Origin of the sequence: Streptomyces sp. GESEQ-4, assembly GCF_017948455.1 — a bacterium.
Taxonomy (GTDB): Bacteria; Actinomycetota; Actinomycetes; order Streptomycetales; family Streptomycetaceae; genus Streptomyces.
In genome coordinates, this window is record NZ_JAFFSU010000015.1 from 12,555 (window position 1) to 32,869 (window position 20,315).

A 20,315-nucleotide genomic window follows, 5' to 3' on the forward strand; every position below is an offset into this window, starting at 1 on the left:
CTTGGCGCCAGATGCGCAGTACGGCGCGAGCCAGCACCCTTGCAGGAACTCCTCCCGGTATAGAGACCATCCCGGCAAGTTGCAGTTCTGCTGAATCGCAACCGAGTCGATCCAAATATCCTTATGCTGGCAGGGCTTCGTATCACTCGTGAGGAGAGACATGACTGTCCACTACGAGGATCTGATTAACCGCCTCGAGCAAGGGCCAGGCTTTCTTCTACTCGGACAGAAGTACCTACGCTTGGAGAGTGGCGAAGATCCACTGGTTGGGCCTGTCTCGCGAGCCGGGGGCGTCACCGTCGATCCCATCGACTTGTATCAGCTCCTGCTGCGTATCCCCCGTGAACGGAGAGACGCTGCCATCGCTGCCCTCTCCAAGTCTGCCGCCGAACTCACTGCACCAGCATGGCTTCGTGTGGTTTTCAGTCTGCCGTGGAACGGGGTGTTCAGTACTGCGGTTGACTCACTGTTTCTGCGCGCTCTGCGAAGCGAATGGCGCCAGGTTCAGCCCGTCGCTTCGTCCTCCTATCGCCCCTCTGCCCCCAGAAGTACCCGTCAGGTCCAAGCCGTACTGCTCTTTGGAGGTGCCGACCAGCCTCCCGAAAGCCAACCTCCGACCAGCCGCCTTGAACTTGGCGCACGTAAAACAGAGGCACGTGCTCTCGCACAGCGCCTCCCCGACGAGCTGATCACTCCGCGTGGTGTACTGGTAATCGAAGCCTGGGGAATTCATGACTGGCTCAATTCCGAAGATCTCTATGGAATTTTGCACCGCCTAGGCCGCGGGCAGGCGCATCTATTCTCGGCGACTTCTGCGGAGCTCGAAGACGAGTACATCGCGGCAGCCGTTGAGGAGGGAACGCTTGTCACACACGCTGAGGACTTCGCAAGTTATATCGAGGGAGCAAGGCGCCGTGGGCGGCTGACTGACCTTCAACGCTTCGAATCCGATGGTCACCAGATCCGCCACGGCAGGGAGCTGCACGCGGTCCCCAGGGAAATCTGGAACGCGGTGGTGTCGTTTGGGCAGCCGATCGATGTGAACCTCCTAACGACCCCGCCGGCCCAATCGGAAGAGTTGCGCTACCTTCGGTTCAGGGAATTCCTCGGAGCAACCGAATCATCGAATATCTGGTCAGCAATTAATAGCGGACTCCAATTTCAGAGGGACTTTGAGGCTGTCCTGCGCAAGCGCGTTGAGGCGGCACTGTCGAGCCGGGGGCTATTGGAGCGCCCTCTCCTGATTTGGGGGCAGACAGGCAGCGGAAAAACAATCGCACTAGCCTCACTAGCGCACTCTATCGCACGTGGGGGACAGCATGCAGTTCTGCATATCTCACGACGTGCAAATCGTCCCTCATTCGAGGCAATCGACTCCTTCTGTGAATGGGTCGAGAAGGTTTCCATGCCAGGAACCCTGCTGATCTGGGATGGAATGGTCGACCCCGATGAATACTTCAGATTGGCTAAGTACCTCGATTCCCGAGGGCGTAGGGCTGTATTGGTTGGCAGCTGCTATCGGACTGGCGACCTTAAGAATACCCGGCAAATCATCGAGGCTCCCGCGTCTTTGACCGGCGGCGAGATGCGGAGGTTCTCACGCCATCTTGAGTCCCTGGGGATCACCATCCCCGACCGAGACAAAAGGCTGATCCAAAAGGATAGCACTTTCCTATCCGCTCTTTATCGACTTCTTCCGGAAAGTCGAGGTCCGGTCAGTGGTGGCCTGGTGCTCGAACTCAGGCACACGGAGTCGACCCTGATCTCTGCCGTCCGTGAGTCATCCGAGTATGAGCCACCAACTGCGATGGCAGCAGCTCTGGCAAAGGCTGGCCTTGTCGATGATCTGGAAATTGCATTGCGTGAAATTGGAGAGACGTCTGAAGCGTCGGTTTACCGAGGTCCTTACGAGCGTCTAGTAAATATTGTGCTTGTAGCCTCACGGCATGGGCAGTCTATCCCGCTAGAGCTTGCCCTCCGTGTTGTCGGACGCGACGGCGTCCGTAACCTCCCCCAACTCCTGGGGAAGGTCGATCTTATTCGATGGATCGAGGGCGCCGACGGCAACTATATGCTGTCTGCTCGAAATGAACTCGAAGCACAAATCCTGGTCACCGAAGAGCAGATCAGCGATGAGTCTGAGATTAAGGCGATCGCGGAGGTCCTATCGGAAATTCGTCCTGACAGCACCTCCTTTGGTGGGGCCGAGGTTCAATTTGCGGTGGACTTGCTCAACCGTATCGGCCCGCAAGGGGACCAGGAAGCACGCTACGCACGGAATTTCCTCCGGATGGCAGATGCGATCGCACATGCCAATGGAGCCAGTGTCGTATTCAACCCGCGACTGGCGTTATTGGAAACGAACCTCTGCCGAGAGTGGGTCAAGTTTGCTCAGCGTAAGCGACTTCCCAATGCGGAGCAACGGATTCAGACCCTGGAGCGAGCCGAGGGGGTTGTTGAAGATGCTCTCGTAACTCTCTCGCCCTCGTCACGGACTGGCGTACGCGCCAATCTGATGGTGGAGCAGGCCAGTGTTGCTGGTGCGAAAATTTACGAACTGCTGCGCAGTGGTCCCGAAGGAGCGATTCCGTCGCCGCTGCCGTTCGATAGAGTTAGCGAGCTTGTAAGCCGCGTGCTCCGAATTACGGCGGATTCAACGCGTCTATCGACTGATAAATATTACCCGATGGACGTCCTGTGCTGGGTCACCATCGATGTGTTCGATAAGAAAGCCCTAAGGCGGCACGAAGCAACCAGATTGCTCGCGGAATGTATTTCACGGCTGTTGCTTATCGACGTTGCCGACCTCAGCCCGAAACAAGAAGCCAAGTACAATGCACGCTTTGCGGATATAGCAAGTATCGCAAGCGATGACCGGGTCGCTGACGAGCGGCTGCAAGAGCTGGCAAAGCACGACGAGCCCCTCGCTGCCTACTTGTACGCGCTCCGAGTGAGCGGCCTCATTCGGAACGCGCCTGAGCCGTCCGGCATCGTGGCTGCGCTAAAGCATCTGCAGGTGCATAGCGCGGCCGTGAACGACCCTCGTTGCCTTCGACTGCTTGTGGATCTTTTCTGGCTGGCCAAGACCGGTCACCGGTTTATGGAGGAGGAACGACTTACCCTGCCGCTCACTCGTGCAGACTGGACGGAATGCCTCGATCTCGCCGGCAGGCTCCAAGCTGCAGATGAACTATCGTTGCTGCGAGTAGAGTTCATGCGCGCCCTCGCGCTATTCCACCTGGACCAGGTAGCTGCGGCGTTCGCTGCCTTCCGTAAGGCTGAACAGCAGTCATACTCGCATCGTCGGCGTGTTGTTGCAATGTACGTGGCCAGTGACCCTTCGGGCAGCCCGCAGAGATTTCATCCCGTGGTCCGTCGTGTGGATCTGGATCAGCGCAAGGGACTCTGCTGGGTTGAGGAGTTGGCTCGTGAAGTAGCTTTCCAGCCCTATGACTTCGGTGTCACAGATCCGTCGCAAGGAATGGCGCTACCTGATGCCTATGTGACTTTTAACCTTCGAGGGCCTTTACTTGAACCGGCACGCCAACCAGGTGACAGGCGGGGCCCCAATATCATCTCCCGCAACGATGTCCCCTTGCCGTCAGACGAGGCTGGATCGGTGGAGGACTGATGAGCATCGCCAATCAGACAGTCACGGCGCATGGACCGCTCACTATCCTTGCTGAACTCGACAGCCGAAAAACCGAGTTGGAGATGTTGTGTGACGCCCTGACTTCCTGTCCAGCTGGCCTCACCGTCACGGCACCGCGCCCGGTCCTGTCTAGCCCTCAACATGGATTTGTTACCACGACCATCTGGCTCAGTTCTTGGTTGGATGAGGCATGGAGGACGAGCATTAAATACCTCCTGGCTCAGGCCAGGAGGGTGAATATAGACCCTGTCGAGGCTGAGCAATTCAAGCATGTGCTTGGACGACTTCGAACATTCTTCGCGCACAACTTGGATCCCGCAACTACTCGCGACCGAGAGACCCGTGACACCTGCTACGACTGGTTCAGGGATGCGTGTGGATCACGGGTCCCAGGCGATGGCCAATGGGAACAGTGTTTGGAGGTCTTGCTTGGATCGGCCCTTCGCTACCTGATGATGGCAATCGAAATTGCTCGGGCCATCGAGCAGCACCCGGACAGCAAGTCCCTGTCCAATCTGTGGAAGGACCGACTCAGCCGCACGGATGTTGTGGTCGACTATCTGGGCTCTCTGCAGAGAGCGGCTGGTGATCTGGGCTGTGACGGCCTCAACCTGCACCAGGTGAGAGACCGGTACAGCAAACGCTGGGCCGAAGCCCTGTCTCTGGTGCCGGCAACGGCCGACATCGAAGAGGTGACCACCCGTCACATCGAGCAGACCCTGATTGCCGAGACTGGCCGCTTGTTGCCCATCACTGCTGCAGACGCCATGGAGCGGCTTGTGCTCCAACCGGGCGAGTCGGTAGAGGTGGCGCTGCGCCTAGCTCAGGTTCTTTACAGCTTACATCCGGCTCTGGATCGCAGGTCTCTGCTCGACACCTTGGCGATCAAGTGGGAACAACTGCAAGGGCAGTAGTACCTCCGACTGCTTCCATTCTTATGCGTGAGCGGACCCTACGGCATCAGTAGGACTCGGTGGCATCGATGCAGCCACTAGGGCTGGCTGACCTGGGGAAAAATGACACGGAGGTACGTCCCGGTACCCCTATCACGATCTTGCAGGCTCTCGCAATGCGTAGGTCTCGAGTTCGAATCCCGAAGGCCTGGTTGGCCGGTCAGACCTGATTCACGACCATGTGAGGTCCGCTGCTTTCCATTTGACGGTGACGGCGTCGCCGTTGAGGAGGGTGTCTCCGAAAGCGGTGACCTGCCGGATGACGTCGGTGAAGCGTTCGGGGTAGCCGGGTGCGGCGGGGCCCTGTCGGCGGCGCCAGGCGGTGTAGGAGGTCTGGCGACGCTCGCCGAGGTCGGTGATGGTGGCGCTGAGGGGTTTCAGGGTGATACCGCGGTGTGCGGCGGTGGCGGTCAGAGCCGTGGTGAGTTCCTGGCCATCGAGGTCGTTGAGGGTGAGTAGGCGGTAAAGGTCGCCGTAGTCGCGGTCGCGGGTATTGAGGTCACCGAGGGAGACGGCAGTGGAGAGTTTTTCGGCGATGACTGTGGCGAGTGGGTAGCCGAGGATCTGGAAGCTGTCCGTCGTGAGTTGCTGTGGGTAGTCGATGATCCGAGGGCCGGGGGTAACGGGGTCGCCGAAGCTGACATCCAGTTGCAGCTTGAGGCGGGCCCGACTGATGGAGGCGGCCATGGACAGGCGCAGACCGTGGTACTCGTCCTCCTCCCGGATGGGGACGGTCTTGAGCGTCGCGGGATCGAATAGGACGCCGTCGTCGATCTCGGTGGCGGCGATGGCCGCGATCCTGTGGATGATCTCGGTTTCGGTGCCTGGGAACGAGCGGCCGAGGATGTCGATGTCGCGGGTCATCCGGCGTGCGCCGAACTGGGCGAGGAGCAGGCCGCCCTTGAGGACGAAGTGTTCCCGGCCGAGGGGCGATGCGGCCAAGCGGTAGAGGAACCGTTCGAGGACGTACTCGACCATGATCTCGTCCGTGGACCGGCTGTTGCGGCGGGCCAGGTTGCGTAGGTCGTTGTAGACGCGGCCGGCGGTGGTGTCGCGCGTGGGGTTGGCCATCAGGCGAGCACCGCCTCTACGGCGGGGCGAATGACGGAGAGGGCGCCCAACTCGCGTGCGACGTGTTGGAGTTCGCTGACCCCGCTGCGTCCGTCTCGGCGCAGGTAGCGGCCTAGTGCGGACAGGGCGAGGGTCTCGCCGATACGGCTGCGGTGGCGCATCGCGTCGACGACGCTGCGCGCTGCGTTGTACACGGGGATGGTCTCTCCCGGGGCTGCTTCGAATCGTTCGACGCCGAGGGCGAAGGTCGTCGGGGCGTACTGCGCCACCACGGTCGGCGGGTAGGAGATCGTGGGACGGCGTGCTCCGCGGGGCACGGCGATGTGTACCGCTGTGGGGATGTCGTCGATCAGCTCATGCAGGGCCAGGGCGGACTCGCCGCACACGACGGCGCGCGGAGCCCGTGTGCACACGGCCAGCAGATCTACGTGCGCAGTCTCCGGGGCGTCTGTCCGCCGATACACCCCACGGGACAGCTCGTCTATCTCCCCTTCCGTGACCAGGTGCGCCAGATCGCGGGGCGAGAGCCGGGCCTGACGTGCCTGCGCCGTCGTGAACGTAGGGGAGAGGCCGACCAGTCGCTGCTGCACACGGGAGTTTTCCGTACCACTCATGTATCGAATGATACCCCTCAAGTTGATCGAGGGGGTCGATTTGATACATCCGGATGGTGGGGGCGGAGCTCCCGATGTTGACTATGCGCCGCGAACTCGCAGGTCAGAAGCCCGTTATGCGCTCAGCACTCGATAATGTTCACAGCCAACCCACCCCGAGCCGTCTCCTTGTACTTCACGCTCATGTCGGCGCCCGTCTCCTTCATCGTCTTGATGACCTTGTCGAGGGAGACCTTGTGGGAGCCGTCGCCGCGCATGGCCATGCGGGCGGCGGTGACGGCCTTCACCGCGGCCATGCCGTTGCGTTCGATGCAGGGGATCTGGACGAGGCCGCCGACGGGGTCGCAGGTGAGGCCGAGGTTGTGTTCCATGCCGATCTCGGCGGCGTTCTCGACCTGTTCGGGGCTGCCGCCGAGGACTTCGGCGAGGGCGCCCGCCGCCATGGAGCAGGCGGAGCCGACCTCGCCCTGGCAGCCGACCTCGGCGCCGGAGATGGAGGCGTTCTCCTTGAAGAGCATGCCGATGGCGCCGGCGGCCAGCAGGAAGCGGACGACGCAATCCTCGTCGGCGCCGGGCACGAAGTTGATGTAGTAGTGCAGGACCGCCGGGATGATGCCGGCCGCGCCGTTCGTGGGGGCCGTAACGACCCTGCCGCCCGCCGCGTTCTCCTCGTTCACGGCCATCGCGTAGAGCGTGATCCACTCCATGGCCAGGGCCTTGGGGTCGCCCTCCGAGCGCAGCTTGCGGGCCGTGTTGGCGGCCCGCCGCCGTACCTTCAGGCCGCCCGGCAGGATGCCCTCGCGGGACATGCCGCGGGCCACGCACTCCCGCATCGCCTGCCAGATCTCCAGCAGACCCGCGCGGATCTCCTCCTCGGTGCGCCAGGCCCGCTCGTTCTCCAGCATCAGTGCGGAGATCGACAGGCCGGTCTCCTGCGTGAGGCGCAGCAACTCGTCGCCCGTGCGGAAGGGGTACTTGAGGACCGTGTCGTCGAGTTTGATGCGGTCGGCGCCGACCGCGTCCTCGTCGACGACGAAGCCGCCGCCCACGGAGTAGTAGGTCTTGGAGAGGAGTTCGGCGCCGGAGGCGTCGTGCGCCCAGAGCGTCATGCCGTTCGCGTGGTAGGGGAGTGCCTTACGGCGGTGCAGGACCAGGTCCTTGTCGAAAGTGAAGGCGATCTCCCGCTCGTCGAGCAGCCGGAGCCGGCCCGCCGTCTTGATGTCCTCCACCCGCTGGTCGGCGGTCTCGACGTCCACCGTGCGCGGTGACGCGCCCTCCAGTCCGAGCAGGACCGCCTTGGGCGTGCCATGGCCGTGGCCGGTCGCGCCCAGGGAGCCGTACAGCTCGGCCCGTACGGACTCGGTGGAGTCCAGCACGCCTTCGTTCCGCAGCCGCAGGGCGAACATACGGGCCGCGCGCATCGGGCCCACGGTGTGGGAGCTGGACGGGCCGATGCCGATCGAGAACAGGTCGAAGACCGAGATGGCCACGGGGACTCCTCACAACGGGTGGTGGGACACCCGGCCACCCGGCATCCGCGTGGCCGGGTGTCCCACCAGGGGGACTTACTTGTTCAGGCCGGGATACAGCGGGTGCTTGTCCGCGAGCGCGGTGACCCTGGCCCTGAGTGTTTCGACGTCGTACGACGGCTTGAGCGTCTCGGCGATGATGTCCGCGACCTCGGTGAAGTCCTCGGTGGTGAAGCCGCGGGTGGCGAGGGCGGGGGTGCCGATGCGGAGGCCGGAGGTCACCATCGGCGGACGCGGGTCGTTCGGGATGGCGTTGCGGTTGACCGTGATACCGACCTCGTGGAGGCGGTCCTCGGCCTGCCGGCCGTCCAGCGCGGAGTCGCGCAGGTCGACCAGGACCAGGTGTACGTCCGTGCCGCCGGAGAGCACGTCGACGCCCTCCGCCTTCACGTCCTCCCGCACCAGACGCTCGGCGAGGATGCGGGCACCCTCCAGGGTACGGCGCTGCCGCTCCTTGAAGTCCTCCGATGCGGCGACCTTGAAGGCGACCGCCTTGGCGGCGATCACATGCTCCAGCGGCCCGCCCTGCTGACCGGGGAACACCGCCGAGTTGATCTTCTTCGCCAGCTCGGCGGTGGAAAGGATCACACCGCCGCGCGGGCCGCCCAGCGTCTTGTGGGTGGTCGTGGTGACCACGTGCGCGTGCGGGACGGGGTTCGGGTGCAGCCCGGCCGCGACCAGACCGGCGAAGTGCGCCATGTCGACCATCAGGTACGCGCCGACCTCGTCGGCGATCCGGCGGAACGCGGCGAAGTCCAGCTGCCGCGGGTAGGCCGACCAGCCCGCCACGATCAGCTTCGGCTTGGACTCCTTGGCCAGCCGCTCGACCTCGGCCATGTCGACGACACCGGAGTCGTCCACGTGGTAGGCGACCACGGCGTACAGCTTGCCGGAGAAGTTGATCTTCATGCCGTGGGTCAGGTGCCCGCCGTGCGCGAGGTTCAGGCCCATGATCGTGTCACCGGGCTTGAGCAGCGCGAACATCGCCGCCGCGTTGGCCTGGGCGCCCGAGTGCGGTTGCACGTTGGCGTGTTCGGCGCCGAACAGCTCCTTGACGCGGTCGATCGCGATCTGCTCGACCACGTCGACGTGTTCGCAACCGCCGTAGTAGCGGCGGCCTGGGTAGCCCTCGGCGTACTTGTTGGTCAGGACCGAGCCCTGCGCCTCCATGACCGCGACCGGCGCGAAGTTCTCCGAGGCGATCATCTCGAGCGTGGACTGCTGGCGGTCCAGCTCGGCGTCGACGGCGGCGGCGACATCCGGGTCGAGCTCGTGCAGGGGGGTGTTCAGGACAGACATGCTTGTACGACTCCTCAGCCGGCGGAAAAGGCGGTGTACTCGTCGGCGGAGAGCAGGTCGGACGGCTCCTCGGCGACTCGTACCTTGAACAGCCAACCGCCTTCGAAGGGGGCGGAGTTCACCAGCGACGGGTCGTTGACCACGTCCTCGTTGACCTCGGTGATCTCGCCACTGACCGGGGAGTAAAGGTCGCTGACCGACTTGGTCGACTCCAGCTCGCCGCAGGTCTCGCCCGCGGTCACGGCGTCACCGACCGTGGGGAGGTCGACGAAGACGACATCGCCGAGCGCGTTGGCCGCGTGCTCCGTGATGCCGACTGTCGCGACGCCGTCCTCGGCGGCCGACAGCCACTCGTGCTCCTTGCTGTAGCGCAGCTGCTGGGGGTTGCTCATGTCCTGAATTCTCCTGTACGCGGGGGAGTGCTGGTGAATGGGGGACTGCGAAAGACGGTTGTGAGCAGGGAGGATGTGCCCGGCATCACAGCCCAGTGTCTACTTCTGGCGCTTGTAGAACGGCAGCGCCACGACCTCGTACGGCTCGTGGCTGCCGCGGATGTCCACACCGACCCCGGCCGTACCGGGCGCCGCGTGCGCGGCGTCGACGTAGGCCATCGCGATCGGCTTGCCCAACGTCGGCGAGGGGGCGCCGGAGGTGACCTCGCCGATCACCTCGCCGCCCGCGACGACGGCGTACCCGGCGCGCGGCACCCGGCGGCCCTCGGCGACGAGCCCGACGAGGACGCGCGGCGGGTTCGACCGGGCCCGGGCGGCAGCCTCGGTCAGCGCCGCGCGCCCCACGAAGTCGCCCTCCTTCTCGAACTTCACCACCCGGCCGAGCCCGGCGTCGAAGGGCGTCAGCGCGGTCGACAGCTCATGCCCGTACAGCGGCATGCCCGCCTCCAGGCGCAGGGTGTCCCGGCAGGAGAGGCCGCACGGGACCAGGCCCGCGCTCTCGCCCGCCTTGGTCAGCGCCTGCCACAGCTCGACCGCGTGCTCCGGCTTCACGAACAGCTCGAAGCCGTCCTCGCCGGTGTAGCCGGTGCGGGCGATGAGAGCGGGGACGCCGGCGACGGTGCCGGGCAGGCCGGCGTAGTACTTCAGTCCGTCGAGGTCGGCGTCGGTGAGGGAGGCGAGGATGCCGGGGGACTCGGGACCCTGGACGGCGATGAGGGCGTAGGCGTCGCGGTCGTCGCGCACTTCGGCGTCGTACCCCTCGGAGCGCGCCACAAGCCCATCCAGGACAATTTGCGCGTTACCGGCATTCGCCACGACCAGGTACTCGGTCTCGGCCAGCCGGTAGACGATCAGGTCGTCGAGGATGCCGCCGTCCTCGCGGCAGATCATGGTGTAGCGGGCGCGGCCGGGCTTGACGGCGCTGATGTTGCCGACGAGGGCGTAGTCCAGCAGGGCGGCGGCCTGGGGGCCGGTCACCGTGATCTCGCCCATGTGCGAGAGGTCGAAGAGCCCGGCCCGGGCGCGTACGGCGAGGTGCTCCTCGCGCTCGGAGCCATAGCGCAGGGGCATGTCCCAGCCGGCGAAGTCGGTCATCGTCGCGCCCAGCGAACGATGCAGGGCATCGAGCGCGGTGTGACGGAGAGGCGTACTGCTCATCGGATCTGCTCCCAAAGGCATGACAGGCGAGGAAAGTTCCTCCCCATCTGTCATCGGAACCTGAGAGGTTCGCCGTGACCGGTGAGGATCACGGTTTGCACCTTGGGTGGAGCCACTGCGGCAGCGGCCCGCTTTTCAGATGTGCCTCGCCCGCGCGGTAACGGGGCCTGAGAGATTCAAGGGAGGGACTTGCTCCTTCGGCGTCCCAGCGACAGCGGTGCTGGGAACTCTCCCGCGCGGATTCAAGCGGCCGGTATGCAGTTGGCGCGCACATCATTGCACGCATCAGCCGACCGCGGCAGGGGGACCTTTCAAGGGGGGCCGTCCGCAGGGACCGTCCAGGGTTCACAGTCGGGCACAGTGGCCTGTAGCAGCCTTGTTGCGGGAAGCGGACGTAATCGGGAGGGCCGCGTATTACCTTCTCTTTACACTCGACGGGGATGGGAACTCCCGACCCCATGGGGAGGACGATCACGGTGAACAGGATCACGGCGTACGCCACCAGCTCGGCCGTCGCGCTGCCCGAGCAGCACACGGCTCCGGCCAGGGAGGCCTGCGGCGCGCACCGGGCGCCCGTCGTCCGGGACCTGCGCGACCGTGGAGGCCGCAGCCCGCACGCACTGCTCTTCGGCCCCAAGGACCTCGTCGTGATCACCGGCCTGCCCGGAAGCGGAAAGTCCACACTGATGGCGCGCACGGTGAAGGGCCTCCGGATCGACTCCCAGGACACCCGCGACCGCTGGGACTCCCGCGCGTCCCGCTTCCTGCCGTACGCGGTCTACCGTCCCCTGGTCCGCCTCGCGCACTACACCGGACTGCGCCGCGCCCTGCGCACCGGCACCGGAGTCGTCGTCCACGACTGCGGTACGCAGTCCTGGGTGCGCCGCTGGCTGTCCCGCGAGGCCCGCCGCCGCGGCGGCACCCTGCACCTCCTGCTCCTCGACGTCGCCCCCGGCACCGCCCTGGAGGGCCAGCGCGAACGCGGCCGCGGCGTCTCCCGCTACGCCTTCCTGCGCCACCGCACGGCGGCCGCCCGGCTGATCCGCGCCGTGGAGCGCGGCGACCTGCCCGACGGCTGTGGCTCGGCGGTCCTGCTCGACCGCGACGCGGCGGACGTGCTGCGCAGGATCGGCTTCACGGGCTGAACCCGGTATTCCACCCGCTAGCCTTTGAGTCACAGCAGTGATCTCGGCAGGCGGTTGACAGCAGATGGACTTCCCAGACTTCCCAGGGGACTTCCCGGACTTCCCGGCACAGGCACACCCCCACCCGCACGGGGGCTGGCCCGGCAACGAGTTGGAGGAGGTGCTCTCCGCCTCCCTCAACGTCCCGGGGGCCGGCGGACGGATCATCGAAGTCCTCGGACGCAGCTTCATCTGGGTCCCGCTCCCCAACGGCGGCGGCCCGCACAGCGTCCCGCTCGACCTGCCCACCCTCGAACTCGGCGGCCAGGCCTACGTCCCGGTCTTCAGCTCCGAGGAACAGTTCCGCCAGGTCGCCGGCTCCCACATGTCGTACACGATCGCCCCCGCCGTGGAGTTCGCCCGCGGCCTGCCCCCACAGGTCGGCATCGCCGTGAACCCCGACGGCGTGGTCGGCATCCCCCTCCCGCCCCCCGCCGTCGCCGAACTCTGCCGCGTGGGCCGCACCCCCCTGGACGGCCTCACCACCGGCGGCCGGGTCAAGCTCTACGAACCCGACTGGCAGGACGACCCCGTGGACTTCCTGTCCGCCGCAGCCACCGAGTTCGACCAGACCGGCGTGGTGACCACGGCCCGCCGCTGCCTCGCGGCGATCGAAACAGCCGACCCGGTCATGTTCGTAGGCGTCGAACTCAACCAGTGGGAGGGCGACATCAGGGCCCTCCCCTTGGACGCACTGGGCCGGGCCCTGGCGAGGGTCCCCGTGAGGTGGCCCGTAAACCTGGTTCTCCTGGACGTAACACAAGACCCGGTAGCCGAATGGATGCGCAACAGGGCCCGCCCCTTCTACCAACGGTGACTGCACGTACCTAAAGGGGCGCGGGGAACTGCGCGACAAGCCACAACGAACCCGCACTCGCCCACGTGCAACAAGCCCCGAGCTCTTGGGCGCTTAAGCTGGTTCCATAATCCGGGCAACCTCAGTGAAGGGGCGGTACAAGGTGAGCGCCAGCATCGCGACCGGCCAGGTCGAGCACATGCTGCGCCAGGTGACGCCCGGGCGCTACGACGCCTACGAGGCACTGCTGCGCGCCCTCGCGACCCCCTCCGCCGGCCAGGTCTGGATGCTCCTCTGGCACGGCCAGGCAGGCTCACCGGACGCGCAGTACGGAAACATGGAGGTCGACGGCCACGGCTACGCCCCCTGTGTCACCTCCGCCCAGGAACTCTCGGCCAGCGGCTGGAACCGCTCCTACGAAGTCGTCGACGGAGTGGACGTCGCCCGCACGCTCTACCCCGACCACTACGGCCTCTGGCTGAACCCGCACGCGCCCGGCGGCGGCGTCGGCATCCCCTGGCTCGACCTGCGCCGCATCGCCACCGGCCTGGAGCGGCAGCCCGCGGGGCCGTTGCGGCTGTCGGAGCCCGGCATCGAGATCCCGCAGTTCTACGCCCAGCTCGCGCAGAACGCCCACCGCACCCCGGCCGTCCGCTCCCTGCGCCGCGCCTGGGTGCAGCCGGCGCTCGGGGCGCCGTACCTCGCCATCGGCCTCGATGTATACGACGCCAGCCCGGCCGCCGTCGACTCGGTGCGGGCGATGATGCAGCAGTCCATCGGCGCGGTCCCGGACGGCCTGCCGGTGTCGACGGTCGCCATGTCCGACGAGTACGACCCGGTCGCGATGTGGATGCGGGCCCAGGCCCGCCCCTTCTACGACCGCGAGGCCCACGGGGCCCCGGCCCAGGCGCCGGCAGCCGGGTACGGCTATCCGCCGGTCCACGGCGGATACTGAAACACATGGCGCGCGGCCACCCTCCGTCGCAGAGGCGGAGTCCTTCTTCGCGCGTAGACCATGACGGAAAGACCTGAACTGCGCCGGATGTCCAACTTGTTCTCGTCCGGCCCCCGTTACCCGCTGTCCGGATAGCGGAACCCGGGACGCCGCATCACGGTTACGCATCCTTTCACCGCCAAGTCTGGCAACTCGTCGCCAAAGCGTTGAAGACTCCCCCACCAGGGGTGTTCGAAACCCCAGTACGACGGACTGATCACGCCGCCACAGCGGCAAGTGCGGGCCGGTTACCACCGGTTGAGAGGGGTCCCTGCCAGATGACGGCACCATTGCACGAGCCGACCGCCGAGGCGGCCCCGAGCGCGGCCGAGGAAGCGGCGGTCGCAGGCACCGGCGCGAAGGCCGTACAGGGTCGCTCCCTGGGCCGGATCGCCTGGGAGCGCCTGAAGCGGGACAAGCTCGCTCTGACGGGCGGCGCCGTGGTGCTCCTCCTCGTGGTGGTCGCCCTGCTCGCGCCGGTCATCACCAACCTGCTCGGGCAGGATCCGAACGAGTATCACGAGGAGCTGATCGACCCGCTGTTCGGCACCCCCACGGGTTCGCTGGGTGGCATCAGCGGCGATCACCTGCTGGGCGTCGAGCCGGTCAACGGCCGCGACATCCTCGCCCGGATCCTCTACGGCGCCCGGATCTCGCTGCTGGTCGGCTTCCTGTCGGCCGTCGTCGCCGTCATCCTGGGCACCATCCTCGGCATCCTCGCCGGCTTCTTCGGCGGCTGGGTCGACTCGGTCATCAGCCGGGTGATGGACGGTCTGCTGGCCTTCCCGCAGCTGCTCTTCATCATCGCGCTGGTCTCCGTCATGCCGAACGAGATGCTGGGCCTGACCGGGTCCAGCGTGCGTGTGTTCGTGATGATCCTGGTCATCGGCTTCTTCGGATGGCCGTACATCGGCCGCGTGGTGCGCGGCCAGACGCTGTCGCTGCGCGAGCGCGAGTACGTGGAAGCCGCCCGTTCCCTGGGCGCCGGGCGGTTGTACATCCTGTTCAAGGAGCTGCTGCCCAACCTCGTCGCACCGATCGTCGTGTACACGACGATGATGATCCCCACCAACATCCTCACCGAGGCGGCACTCAGCTTCCTGGGCGTGGGCGTCAAGCCGCCCACGGCGTCCTGGGGGCAGATGCTTTCGAGCGCGATCGACTACTACGAGTCGGACCCCATGTACATGGTGGTCCCCGGCGTGGCGATCTTCATCACTGTCCTCGCCTTCAACCTCTTCGGCGACGGCGTGCGTGACGCGCTGGACCCGAAGGGCTCCCGCTGAACTGCCGTACCTAAAGCGTCCCGTGGCACTGACACGGGGTCTCTCATCACAACCGGAGGATCCGAGATCGTGACTACCAAACGCACCTCAGGGCGGCGTAAGCAGGCATTTGCCGCTGTCGCCGCGGTCGCCGCGCTGCTGACCACGGCGGCGTGCGGCGGTGGCGACAGCGACGGCGAGGGCTCGAAGAACGGCGCGGCCGGCTTCGACGCCGCCAACAACAAGGTCGCCCAGGCATCCCTGGCCAAGAAGGGCGGCACGCTGAAGTTCGGTGGCGCGCAGGACGCCGACTCGTGGGACACCACGCGCGGCTACTACGGCTTCATGTGGAACTTCGCGCGCTACTACAGCCGCCAGCTCGTCACGGGCAAGGCGGAGCCCGGCAAGGCCGGCGCCGAGCTCACTCCGGACCTCGCCACCGGGCTCGCCAAGGTCTCCGACGACGGCAAGAGCTACACGTACACCCTGCGTGACGGCATCACCTGGGAGGACGGCAAGCCGATCACCTCCAAGGACATCAAGTACGGCATCGAGCGGGTCTGGGCGCAGGACGTGCTGTCCGGCGGCCCGGTCTACCTGAAGGACATGCTCGACCCCAAGGGCGAGTACAAGGGCCCGTACAAGGACACGTCCAAGGACAAGCTGGGTCTGAAGGCGATCGAGACGCCGAACGACAAGACCATCACCTTCAAGCTGCCGACGCCCAACTCGGACTTCGAGGAGGTGCTGGCCCTGATCTCGGCGTCCCCCGTCCGTCAGGACAAGGACACCAAGTCGAAGTACGGCCTGAAGCCGTTCTCCTCCGGCCCGTACAAGTTCGAGTCGTACAGCCCGGGCAAGGACCTCACGCTGGTCCGCAACACCAGCTGGAAGCAGGAGTCGGACCCGATCCGCAAGGCGTACCCGGACAAGATCACTGTCCAGTTCTTCTCGGACGCCAACCAGCTGGACGAGCGCCTGATCAACGGTGACCTGGACCTCGACATCAACCAGACCGGCATGTCGCCGCAGGGCCGCACCACCGCCCTGAAGCAGCACAAGGCCAACCTGGACAACCCGGTCTCCGGCTACATCCGTTACGCGACCTTCCCGCAGAGCGTGAAGCCGTTCGACAACATCGAGTGCCGCAAGGCCGTGCTCTACGGCGCCAACCACGTGTCGCTGCAGACCGCGCGCGGTGGCCCCATCGCCGGTGGTGACATCGGCACCAACATGCTGCCGCCGTCCGTCCCGGGCTCCGAGGGCCAGAAGTACGACCCGTACAAGATGGCGACCGACAACAAGGACGGCAACGCGGCCGAGGCCAAGAAGGCGCTGGCGGCCTGCGGTAAGCCGAACGGCTTCAAGACCACCATCGCGGTCCGCAACAACAAGCCGGTCGAGGTGGCCACCGCCCAGTCCCTGCAGGCGTCGTTGAAGAAGATCGGCATCACCGCCGACATCGACCAGTTCGACGGTTCGCAGACCTCCGGCATCATCGGCAGCCCCTCCAACGTGGTCAAGAAGGGCTACGGCATCATCATCATGGGCTGGGGCCCGGACTTCCCGACCGTCCAGGGCTACGGCATGCCGCTGTGGGACAGCAAGTACATCCTGGAGAGCGGTAACAACAACTTCGCGCTGATCAAGGACAAGGCGATCGACGGCCTGTTCGACGACTACGTCACCGAGCTGGACGACGCGAAGAAGACCGAGATCTCCACGGAGATCAACCACAAGGTGATGGAGGGCGCGTACTACCTGCCCTTCGTCTTCGAGAAGTTCATCAACTGGCGCTCCGACCGCCTGGCGAACGTCTACACCACCGACGGCTACAGCGGTATGTACGACTTCGTCAACCTCGGTCTGAAGTCCGCAAGCTGACACCCGGCACACCCGCCATACGGCACGAAAGGCAGGTGAAGGCCGGCGCAGCGTGATCGTGGGCCACCGGACGATCTCCGGTGGCCCGCGGTCCGCGGCGGGCCGAGAGCTGTGCTCGCTTACCTCATCAGGCGGTTGTTCGCCGCCGCAGTGATGCTCGTGGTCATCATCATGGTGGTCTTCGGCATCTTCTTCCTCGTCCCCAAGTGGGCGGGCGTCGACATCGCCGCGAGCTTCGTGGGCAAGCAGGCCGACCCCGCCTCGGTGGAGGCGGTCCGGCAGAAGCTGGGTCTCAGTGACCCGATCTATGCCCAGGTCTGGGAGTTCTTCAAGGGCATCTTCGTCGGTCGCACCTACTCGGGCGGCGGCGACGTCACCGAGTGCGCCGCGCCCTGCTTCGGCTACTCGTTCCGCAGTGAGCAGGCCATCTGGCCGGTGCTCACCGACCGCTTCCCGGTGACCATGAGCCTCGCGCTCGGTGCCGCCGTGCTGTGGCTGATCTTCGGTGTCGCGGCCGGTGTGCTCTCCGCGCTCAAGCGGGGCACCCTGTGGGACCGCGGCGCCATGGTCGTCGCCCTCGCCGGTGTCTCCCTGCCGATCTACTTCACCGGCCTGCTCAGCCTGGCGATCTTCGCCTTCGGTCTGAACTGGATCGACGCGTCGTACGTGCCCCTCGAAGACAGCTTCGGCGGCTGGCTCGGCGGCATGATCCTGCCCTGGATCACCCTCGCGTTCCTGTACGCGGCGATGTACGCCCGGATCACCAGAGCCACCATGCTGGAGATCCTCGGCGAGGACTACATCCGCACCGCGCGCGCCAAGGGCCTCAAGGAGCAGACCGTCATCGGCAAGCACGCCATGCGCTCGACGATGACGCCCATCCTGACCATGCTCGGCATGGACCTCGGCGCCCTCATCGGCGGTGCGATCCTGACCGAGACGACGTTCAATCTGCCCGGCCTCGGCCAGGCGGTGCTCCAGGCGATCAGGAACCAGGATCTGCCCGTCATCCTGGGCGTCACCCTGATCACATCCCTCGCGGTGCTCTTCGCCAACCTCGTGGTGGACATCCTGTACGCCGTGATCGACCCCCGAGTGAGGCTCGCATGACGGAACTCAGCAAGACCGGCGCGGCCGTCGGGGAGCCCACCGGCACCTCGCCCGCCCCGACCGCCTTCCTCGAAGTACGCGATCTGAAGGTGCACTTCCCGACCGACGACGGCCTGGTCAAGTCCGTCGACGGGCTCAGCTTCCAGCTGGAGAAGGGCAAGACCCTCGGCATCGTGGGCGAGTCGGGCTCCGGCAAGTCGGTGACCTCGCTCGGCATCATGGGCCTGCACACCGCCGGCCAGTACGGCAAGCGCAAGGCGCAGATCTCCGGCGAGATCTGGTTGGACGGCACCGAGTTGCTCTCCGCCGACCCCGACCACGTACGCAAGCTGCGCGGCCGCGACATGGCGATGATCTTCCAGGATCCGCTGTCCTCGCTGCACCCGTACTACACGATCGGCCAGCAGATCGTGGAGGCGTACCGCGTCCACCACAAGGTGGACAAGAAGGTCGCCAAGCGGCGTGCGGTCGAGATGCTCGACCGGGTCGGCATCCCGCAGCCGGACAAGCGGGTCGACAGCTACCCGCACGAGTTCTCCGGTGGTATGCGCCAGCGCGCGATGATCGCCATGGCGCTGGTCAACAACCCCGAACTGCTCATCGCGGACGAGCCGACGACCGCCCTCGACGTGACCGTCCAGGCGCAGATCCTCGACCTGATCCGCGATCTGCAGAAGGAGTTCGGCTCCGCGGTCATCGTCATCACCCACGACCTGGGCGTCGTCGCCGAGCTCTCCGACGACATCCTGGTGATGTACGGCGGCCGCTGCGTGGAGCGCGGCCCCGCCGAGAAGGTGTTCTACGAGCCCCGCCACCCCTACACCTGGGGCCTGCTGGGTTCGATGCCGCGCCTGGACCGTGACCAGCAGGAGCGGCTCATCCCGGTCAAGGGCTCCCCGCCGTCCCTGATCAACATCCCGTCCGGCTGCGCCTTCAACCCGCGCTGCCCGTACGCCGACATCCCCAAGGACGACCTCACCCGCACGGTCCGCCCCGAGCTGGCAGAGGTCGGCAGCCAGCACTGGGCCGCCTGCCACATGACCAGGGAACAGCGGGAGCGGATCTGGACCGAAGAGATTGCGCCGAAGCTGTGAGCGAGGACAAAGTGAGCATCCCTGCGCAGAGCGAAGGCGCCGTGATCACCAAGGGCGACGCCGCCCCCGGCGAGACCCTGCTGAAGGTGACCGGGCTCCAGAAGCACTTCCCGATCCGTAAAGGCCTGCTCCAGCGGCAGGTCGGCGCGGTGCGCGCGGTCGACGGCCTCGACTTCGAGGTCAAGTCCGGCGAAACCCTCGGTGTGGTGGGCGAGTCGGGCTGCGGCAAGTCGACGATGGGCCGGCTGATCACCCGGCTGCTCGAACCGACCGCCGGGAAGGTCGAGTTCGAGGGCAAGGACATCACGCACCTGGGTGTGAGCGGGATGCGTCCGCTGCGCCGCGATGTCCAGATGATCTTCCAGGACCCGTACTCGTCGCTGAACCCGCGCCACACCATCGGCACCATCATCGGCGCCCCCTTCAAGCTGCAGGGCGTCACGCCCGAGGGCGGCATCAAGAAGGAAGTGCAGCGGCTGCTGTCGGTGGTGGGTCTCAACCCCGAGCACTACAACCGCTATCCGCACGAATTCTCCGGCGGACAGCGCCAGCGCATCGGCATCGCCCGCGCGCTCGCGCTCAACCCGAAGCTGGTCGTGGCCGACGAGCCGGTCTCCGCGCTGGACGTGTCCATCCAGGCGCAGGTCGTCAACCTCCTCGACGACCTCCAGCAGGAGCTGGGCCTGACGTACGTGATCATCGCGCACGACCTGTCGGTCGTCCGGCACGTGTCGGACCGGATCGCGGTGATGTACCTCGGCAAGATCGTCGAGCTCGCCGACCGTGAATCGCTGTACCGGGCGCCGATGCACCCGTACACCAAGGCGCTGATGTCGGCCGTGCCGATCCCGGACCCGCGGCGCAAGAACGCCAAGAGCGAGCGCATCCTGCTCAAGGGCGACGTCCCCTCGCCGATCTCCCCGCCGAGCGGCTGCCGTTTCCACACCCGGTGCTGGAAGGCGACGCAGATCTGCACGACCACCGAGCCGCCGCTGATCGAGCTGAAGCCCGGACAGCAGGTCGCCTGCCACCACCCGGAGAACTTCGAGGACCAGGCACCGCAGGACACCGTCCTGCTGACCGCGGCCAAGGAGGCGGCGGAGCTGGTGTCGGACGAGGTGCTCGCGGAGTCGGCGGAGACCAGCGCGGCGGTGGCGGCCGAGGTGGAGGCCGCTGCGGACGAGGCGCCCGCCAAGGAGAAGTGAGCCCTCTCAGTGAGTCCCTATGTGAGCCCCCGCCTTCGTTTATAAGGCGGGGGCT

The 20,315-nt window shown here is 65.9% G+C and carries 16 protein-coding genes and 1 riboswitch; of the genes, 10 read left to right on the forward strand and 6 right to left on the reverse strand.

Translation table 11 applies throughout. The annotated features are described in order from the left end of the window. Positions 1-160 precede the first annotated feature (160 nt). Together KCH48_RS26535 and KCH48_RS26540 are read left to right on the forward strand one after the other, a co-directional pair. On the forward strand, positions 161-3,631 hold the full coding sequence (locus KCH48_RS26535) for a hypothetical protein (protein ID WP_210577265.1): 3,471 nt from the start codon (positions 161-163) through the stop codon (positions 3,629-3,631). Further along, positions 3,631-4,566, forward strand: a complete 936-nt coding sequence (locus tag KCH48_RS26540; protein ID WP_210577266.1) for a hypothetical protein — start codon at positions 3,631-3,633, stop codon at positions 4,564-4,566. The genes KCH48_RS26535 and KCH48_RS26540 overlap by 1 nt, the downstream gene beginning before the upstream one ends. Positions 4,567-4,776: 210 nt before the next feature. Here the strand turns inward: KCH48_RS26540 and KCH48_RS26545 are convergent, their stop codons facing one another. The 6 genes from KCH48_RS26545 to gcvT all read right to left on the reverse strand — a co-directional run bounded on the left by KCH48_RS26545 (position 4,777) and on the right by gcvT (position 10,728). Continuing rightward, the gene (locus KCH48_RS26545; RefSeq protein ID WP_210577267.1) at positions 4,777-5,676 is read right to left on the reverse strand and encodes a nucleotidyl transferase AbiEii/AbiGii toxin family protein; all 900 of its coding nucleotides are present in this window, start codon (positions 5,674-5,676) and stop codon (positions 4,777-4,779) included. Next, positions 5,676-6,290 (reverse strand): type IV toxin-antitoxin system AbiEi family antitoxin domain-containing protein, encoded by a 615-nt coding sequence (locus KCH48_RS26550; protein ID WP_210577268.1) that lies wholly within the window; start codon positions 6,288-6,290, stop codon positions 5,676-5,678. The genes KCH48_RS26545 and KCH48_RS26550 overlap by 1 nt, the downstream gene beginning before the upstream one ends. Before the next feature lie 122 nt (positions 6,291-6,412). Further along, on the reverse strand, positions 6,413-7,780 hold the full coding sequence (locus KCH48_RS26555) for an L-serine ammonia-lyase (RefSeq protein WP_210577269.1): 1,368 nt from the start codon (positions 7,778-7,780) through the stop codon (positions 6,413-6,415). Positions 7,781-7,855: 75 nt separating this feature from the next. Then, complete coding sequence (gene glyA, locus KCH48_RS26560; protein WP_210577270.1) at positions 7,856-9,118, reverse strand: serine hydroxymethyltransferase; 1,263 nt, start codon at positions 9,116-9,118, stop codon at positions 7,856-7,858. Between the two features lie 14 nt (positions 9,119-9,132). Beyond that, positions 9,133-9,510: a glycine cleavage system protein GcvH gene (gene gcvH, locus KCH48_RS26565; protein ID WP_210577271.1), complete on the reverse strand. Its 378-nt coding sequence runs from the start codon at positions 9,508-9,510 to the stop codon at positions 9,133-9,135. 99 nt (positions 9,511-9,609) lie between these two features. Further along, complete coding sequence (gcvT, locus tag KCH48_RS26570; protein ID WP_210577272.1) at positions 9,610-10,728, reverse strand: glycine cleavage system aminomethyltransferase GcvT; 1,119 nt, start codon at positions 10,726-10,728, stop codon at positions 9,610-9,612. A gap of 145 nt (positions 10,729-10,873) precedes the next feature. Continuing rightward, positions 10,874-10,973: riboswitch (glycine riboswitch) on the reverse strand. Positions 10,974-11,168: 195 nt separating this feature from the next. On the opposite strand from gcvT, the gene KCH48_RS26575 reads away from it, so the two are divergent. From KCH48_RS26575 to KCH48_RS26610, 8 genes are all read left to right on the forward strand, one after another. Next, the gene (locus tag KCH48_RS26575) at positions 11,169-11,873 is read left to right on the forward strand and encodes an AAA family ATPase (RefSeq protein WP_246885917.1); all 705 of its coding nucleotides are present in this window, start codon (positions 11,169-11,171) and stop codon (positions 11,871-11,873) included. A gap of 64 nt (positions 11,874-11,937) precedes the next feature. Further along, on the forward strand, positions 11,938-12,729 hold the full coding sequence (locus KCH48_RS26580) for an enhanced serine sensitivity protein SseB (RefSeq protein WP_210577273.1): 792 nt from the start codon (positions 11,938-11,940) through the stop codon (positions 12,727-12,729). 142 nt (positions 12,730-12,871) lie between these two features. After that, the gene (locus KCH48_RS26585; protein WP_210577274.1) at positions 12,872-13,663 is read left to right on the forward strand and encodes an enhanced serine sensitivity protein SseB C-terminal domain-containing protein; all 792 of its coding nucleotides are present in this window, start codon (positions 12,872-12,874) and stop codon (positions 13,661-13,663) included. Between the two features lie 317 nt (positions 13,664-13,980). Next, positions 13,981-14,988: an ABC transporter permease gene (locus KCH48_RS26590; protein WP_210577275.1), complete on the forward strand. Its 1,008-nt coding sequence runs from the start codon at positions 13,981-13,983 to the stop codon at positions 14,986-14,988. A gap of 69 nt (positions 14,989-15,057) precedes the next feature. Further along, complete coding sequence (locus KCH48_RS26595; RefSeq protein ID WP_210577276.1) at positions 15,058-16,851, forward strand: ABC transporter substrate-binding protein; 1,794 nt, start codon at positions 15,058-15,060, stop codon at positions 16,849-16,851. 111 nt (positions 16,852-16,962) lie between these two features. Beyond that, a complete protein-coding gene (locus KCH48_RS26600) occupies positions 16,963-17,961 on the forward strand; it encodes an ABC transporter permease (protein ID WP_210577277.1) in 999 nt (332 codons plus the stop codon). Beyond that, the gene (locus KCH48_RS26605; RefSeq protein ID WP_210577278.1) at positions 17,958-19,055 is read left to right on the forward strand and encodes an ABC transporter ATP-binding protein; all 1,098 of its coding nucleotides are present in this window, start codon (positions 17,958-17,960) and stop codon (positions 19,053-19,055) included. Before KCH48_RS26600 ends, KCH48_RS26605 begins: the two co-directional genes overlap by 4 nt. 11 nt (positions 19,056-19,066) lie before the next feature. Continuing rightward, a complete protein-coding gene (locus tag KCH48_RS26610) occupies positions 19,067-20,260 on the forward strand; it encodes an ABC transporter ATP-binding protein (RefSeq protein WP_210577279.1) in 1,194 nt (397 codons plus the stop codon). The last annotated feature ends 55 nt before the right edge of the window (positions 20,261-20,315 follow it).

Bases quoted from the DNA above. Each gene is read 5' to 3' on its own strand.
- KCH48_RS26535 (WP_210577265.1), top strand. From the start codon at position 161: ATGACTGTCCACTACGAGGATCTGATTAACCGCCTCGAGCAAGGGCCA.
- KCH48_RS26540 (WP_210577266.1), top strand. From the start codon at position 3,631: ATGAGCATCGCCAATCAGACAGTCACGGCGCATGGACCGCTCACTATC.
- KCH48_RS26545 (WP_210577267.1), bottom strand. From the start codon at position 5,676: ATGGCCAACCCCACGCGCGACACCACCGCCGGCCGCGTCTACAACGAC.
- KCH48_RS26550 (WP_210577268.1), bottom strand. From the start codon at position 6,290: ATGAGTGGTACGGAAAACTCCCGTGTGCAGCAGCGACTGGTCGGCCTC.
- glyA (WP_210577270.1), bottom strand. From the start codon at position 9,118: ATGTCTGTCCTGAACACCCCCCTGCACGAGCTCGACCCGGATGTCGCC.
- gcvH (WP_210577271.1), bottom strand. From the start codon at position 9,510: ATGAGCAACCCCCAGCAGCTGCGCTACAGCAAGGAGCACGAGTGGCTG.
- gcvT (WP_210577272.1), bottom strand. From the start codon at position 10,728: ATGAGCAGTACGCCTCTCCGTCACACCGCGCTCGATGCCCTGCATCGT.
- KCH48_RS26575 (WP_246885917.1), top strand. From the start codon at position 11,169: ATGGGAACTCCCGACCCCATGGGGAGGACGATCACGGTGAACAGGATC.
- KCH48_RS26580 (WP_210577273.1), top strand. From the start codon at position 11,938: ATGGACTTCCCAGACTTCCCAGGGGACTTCCCGGACTTCCCGGCACAG.
- KCH48_RS26590 (WP_210577275.1), top strand. From the start codon at position 13,981: ATGACGGCACCATTGCACGAGCCGACCGCCGAGGCGGCCCCGAGCGCG.
- KCH48_RS26605 (WP_210577278.1), top strand. From the start codon at position 17,958: ATGACGGAACTCAGCAAGACCGGCGCGGCCGTCGGGGAGCCCACCGGC.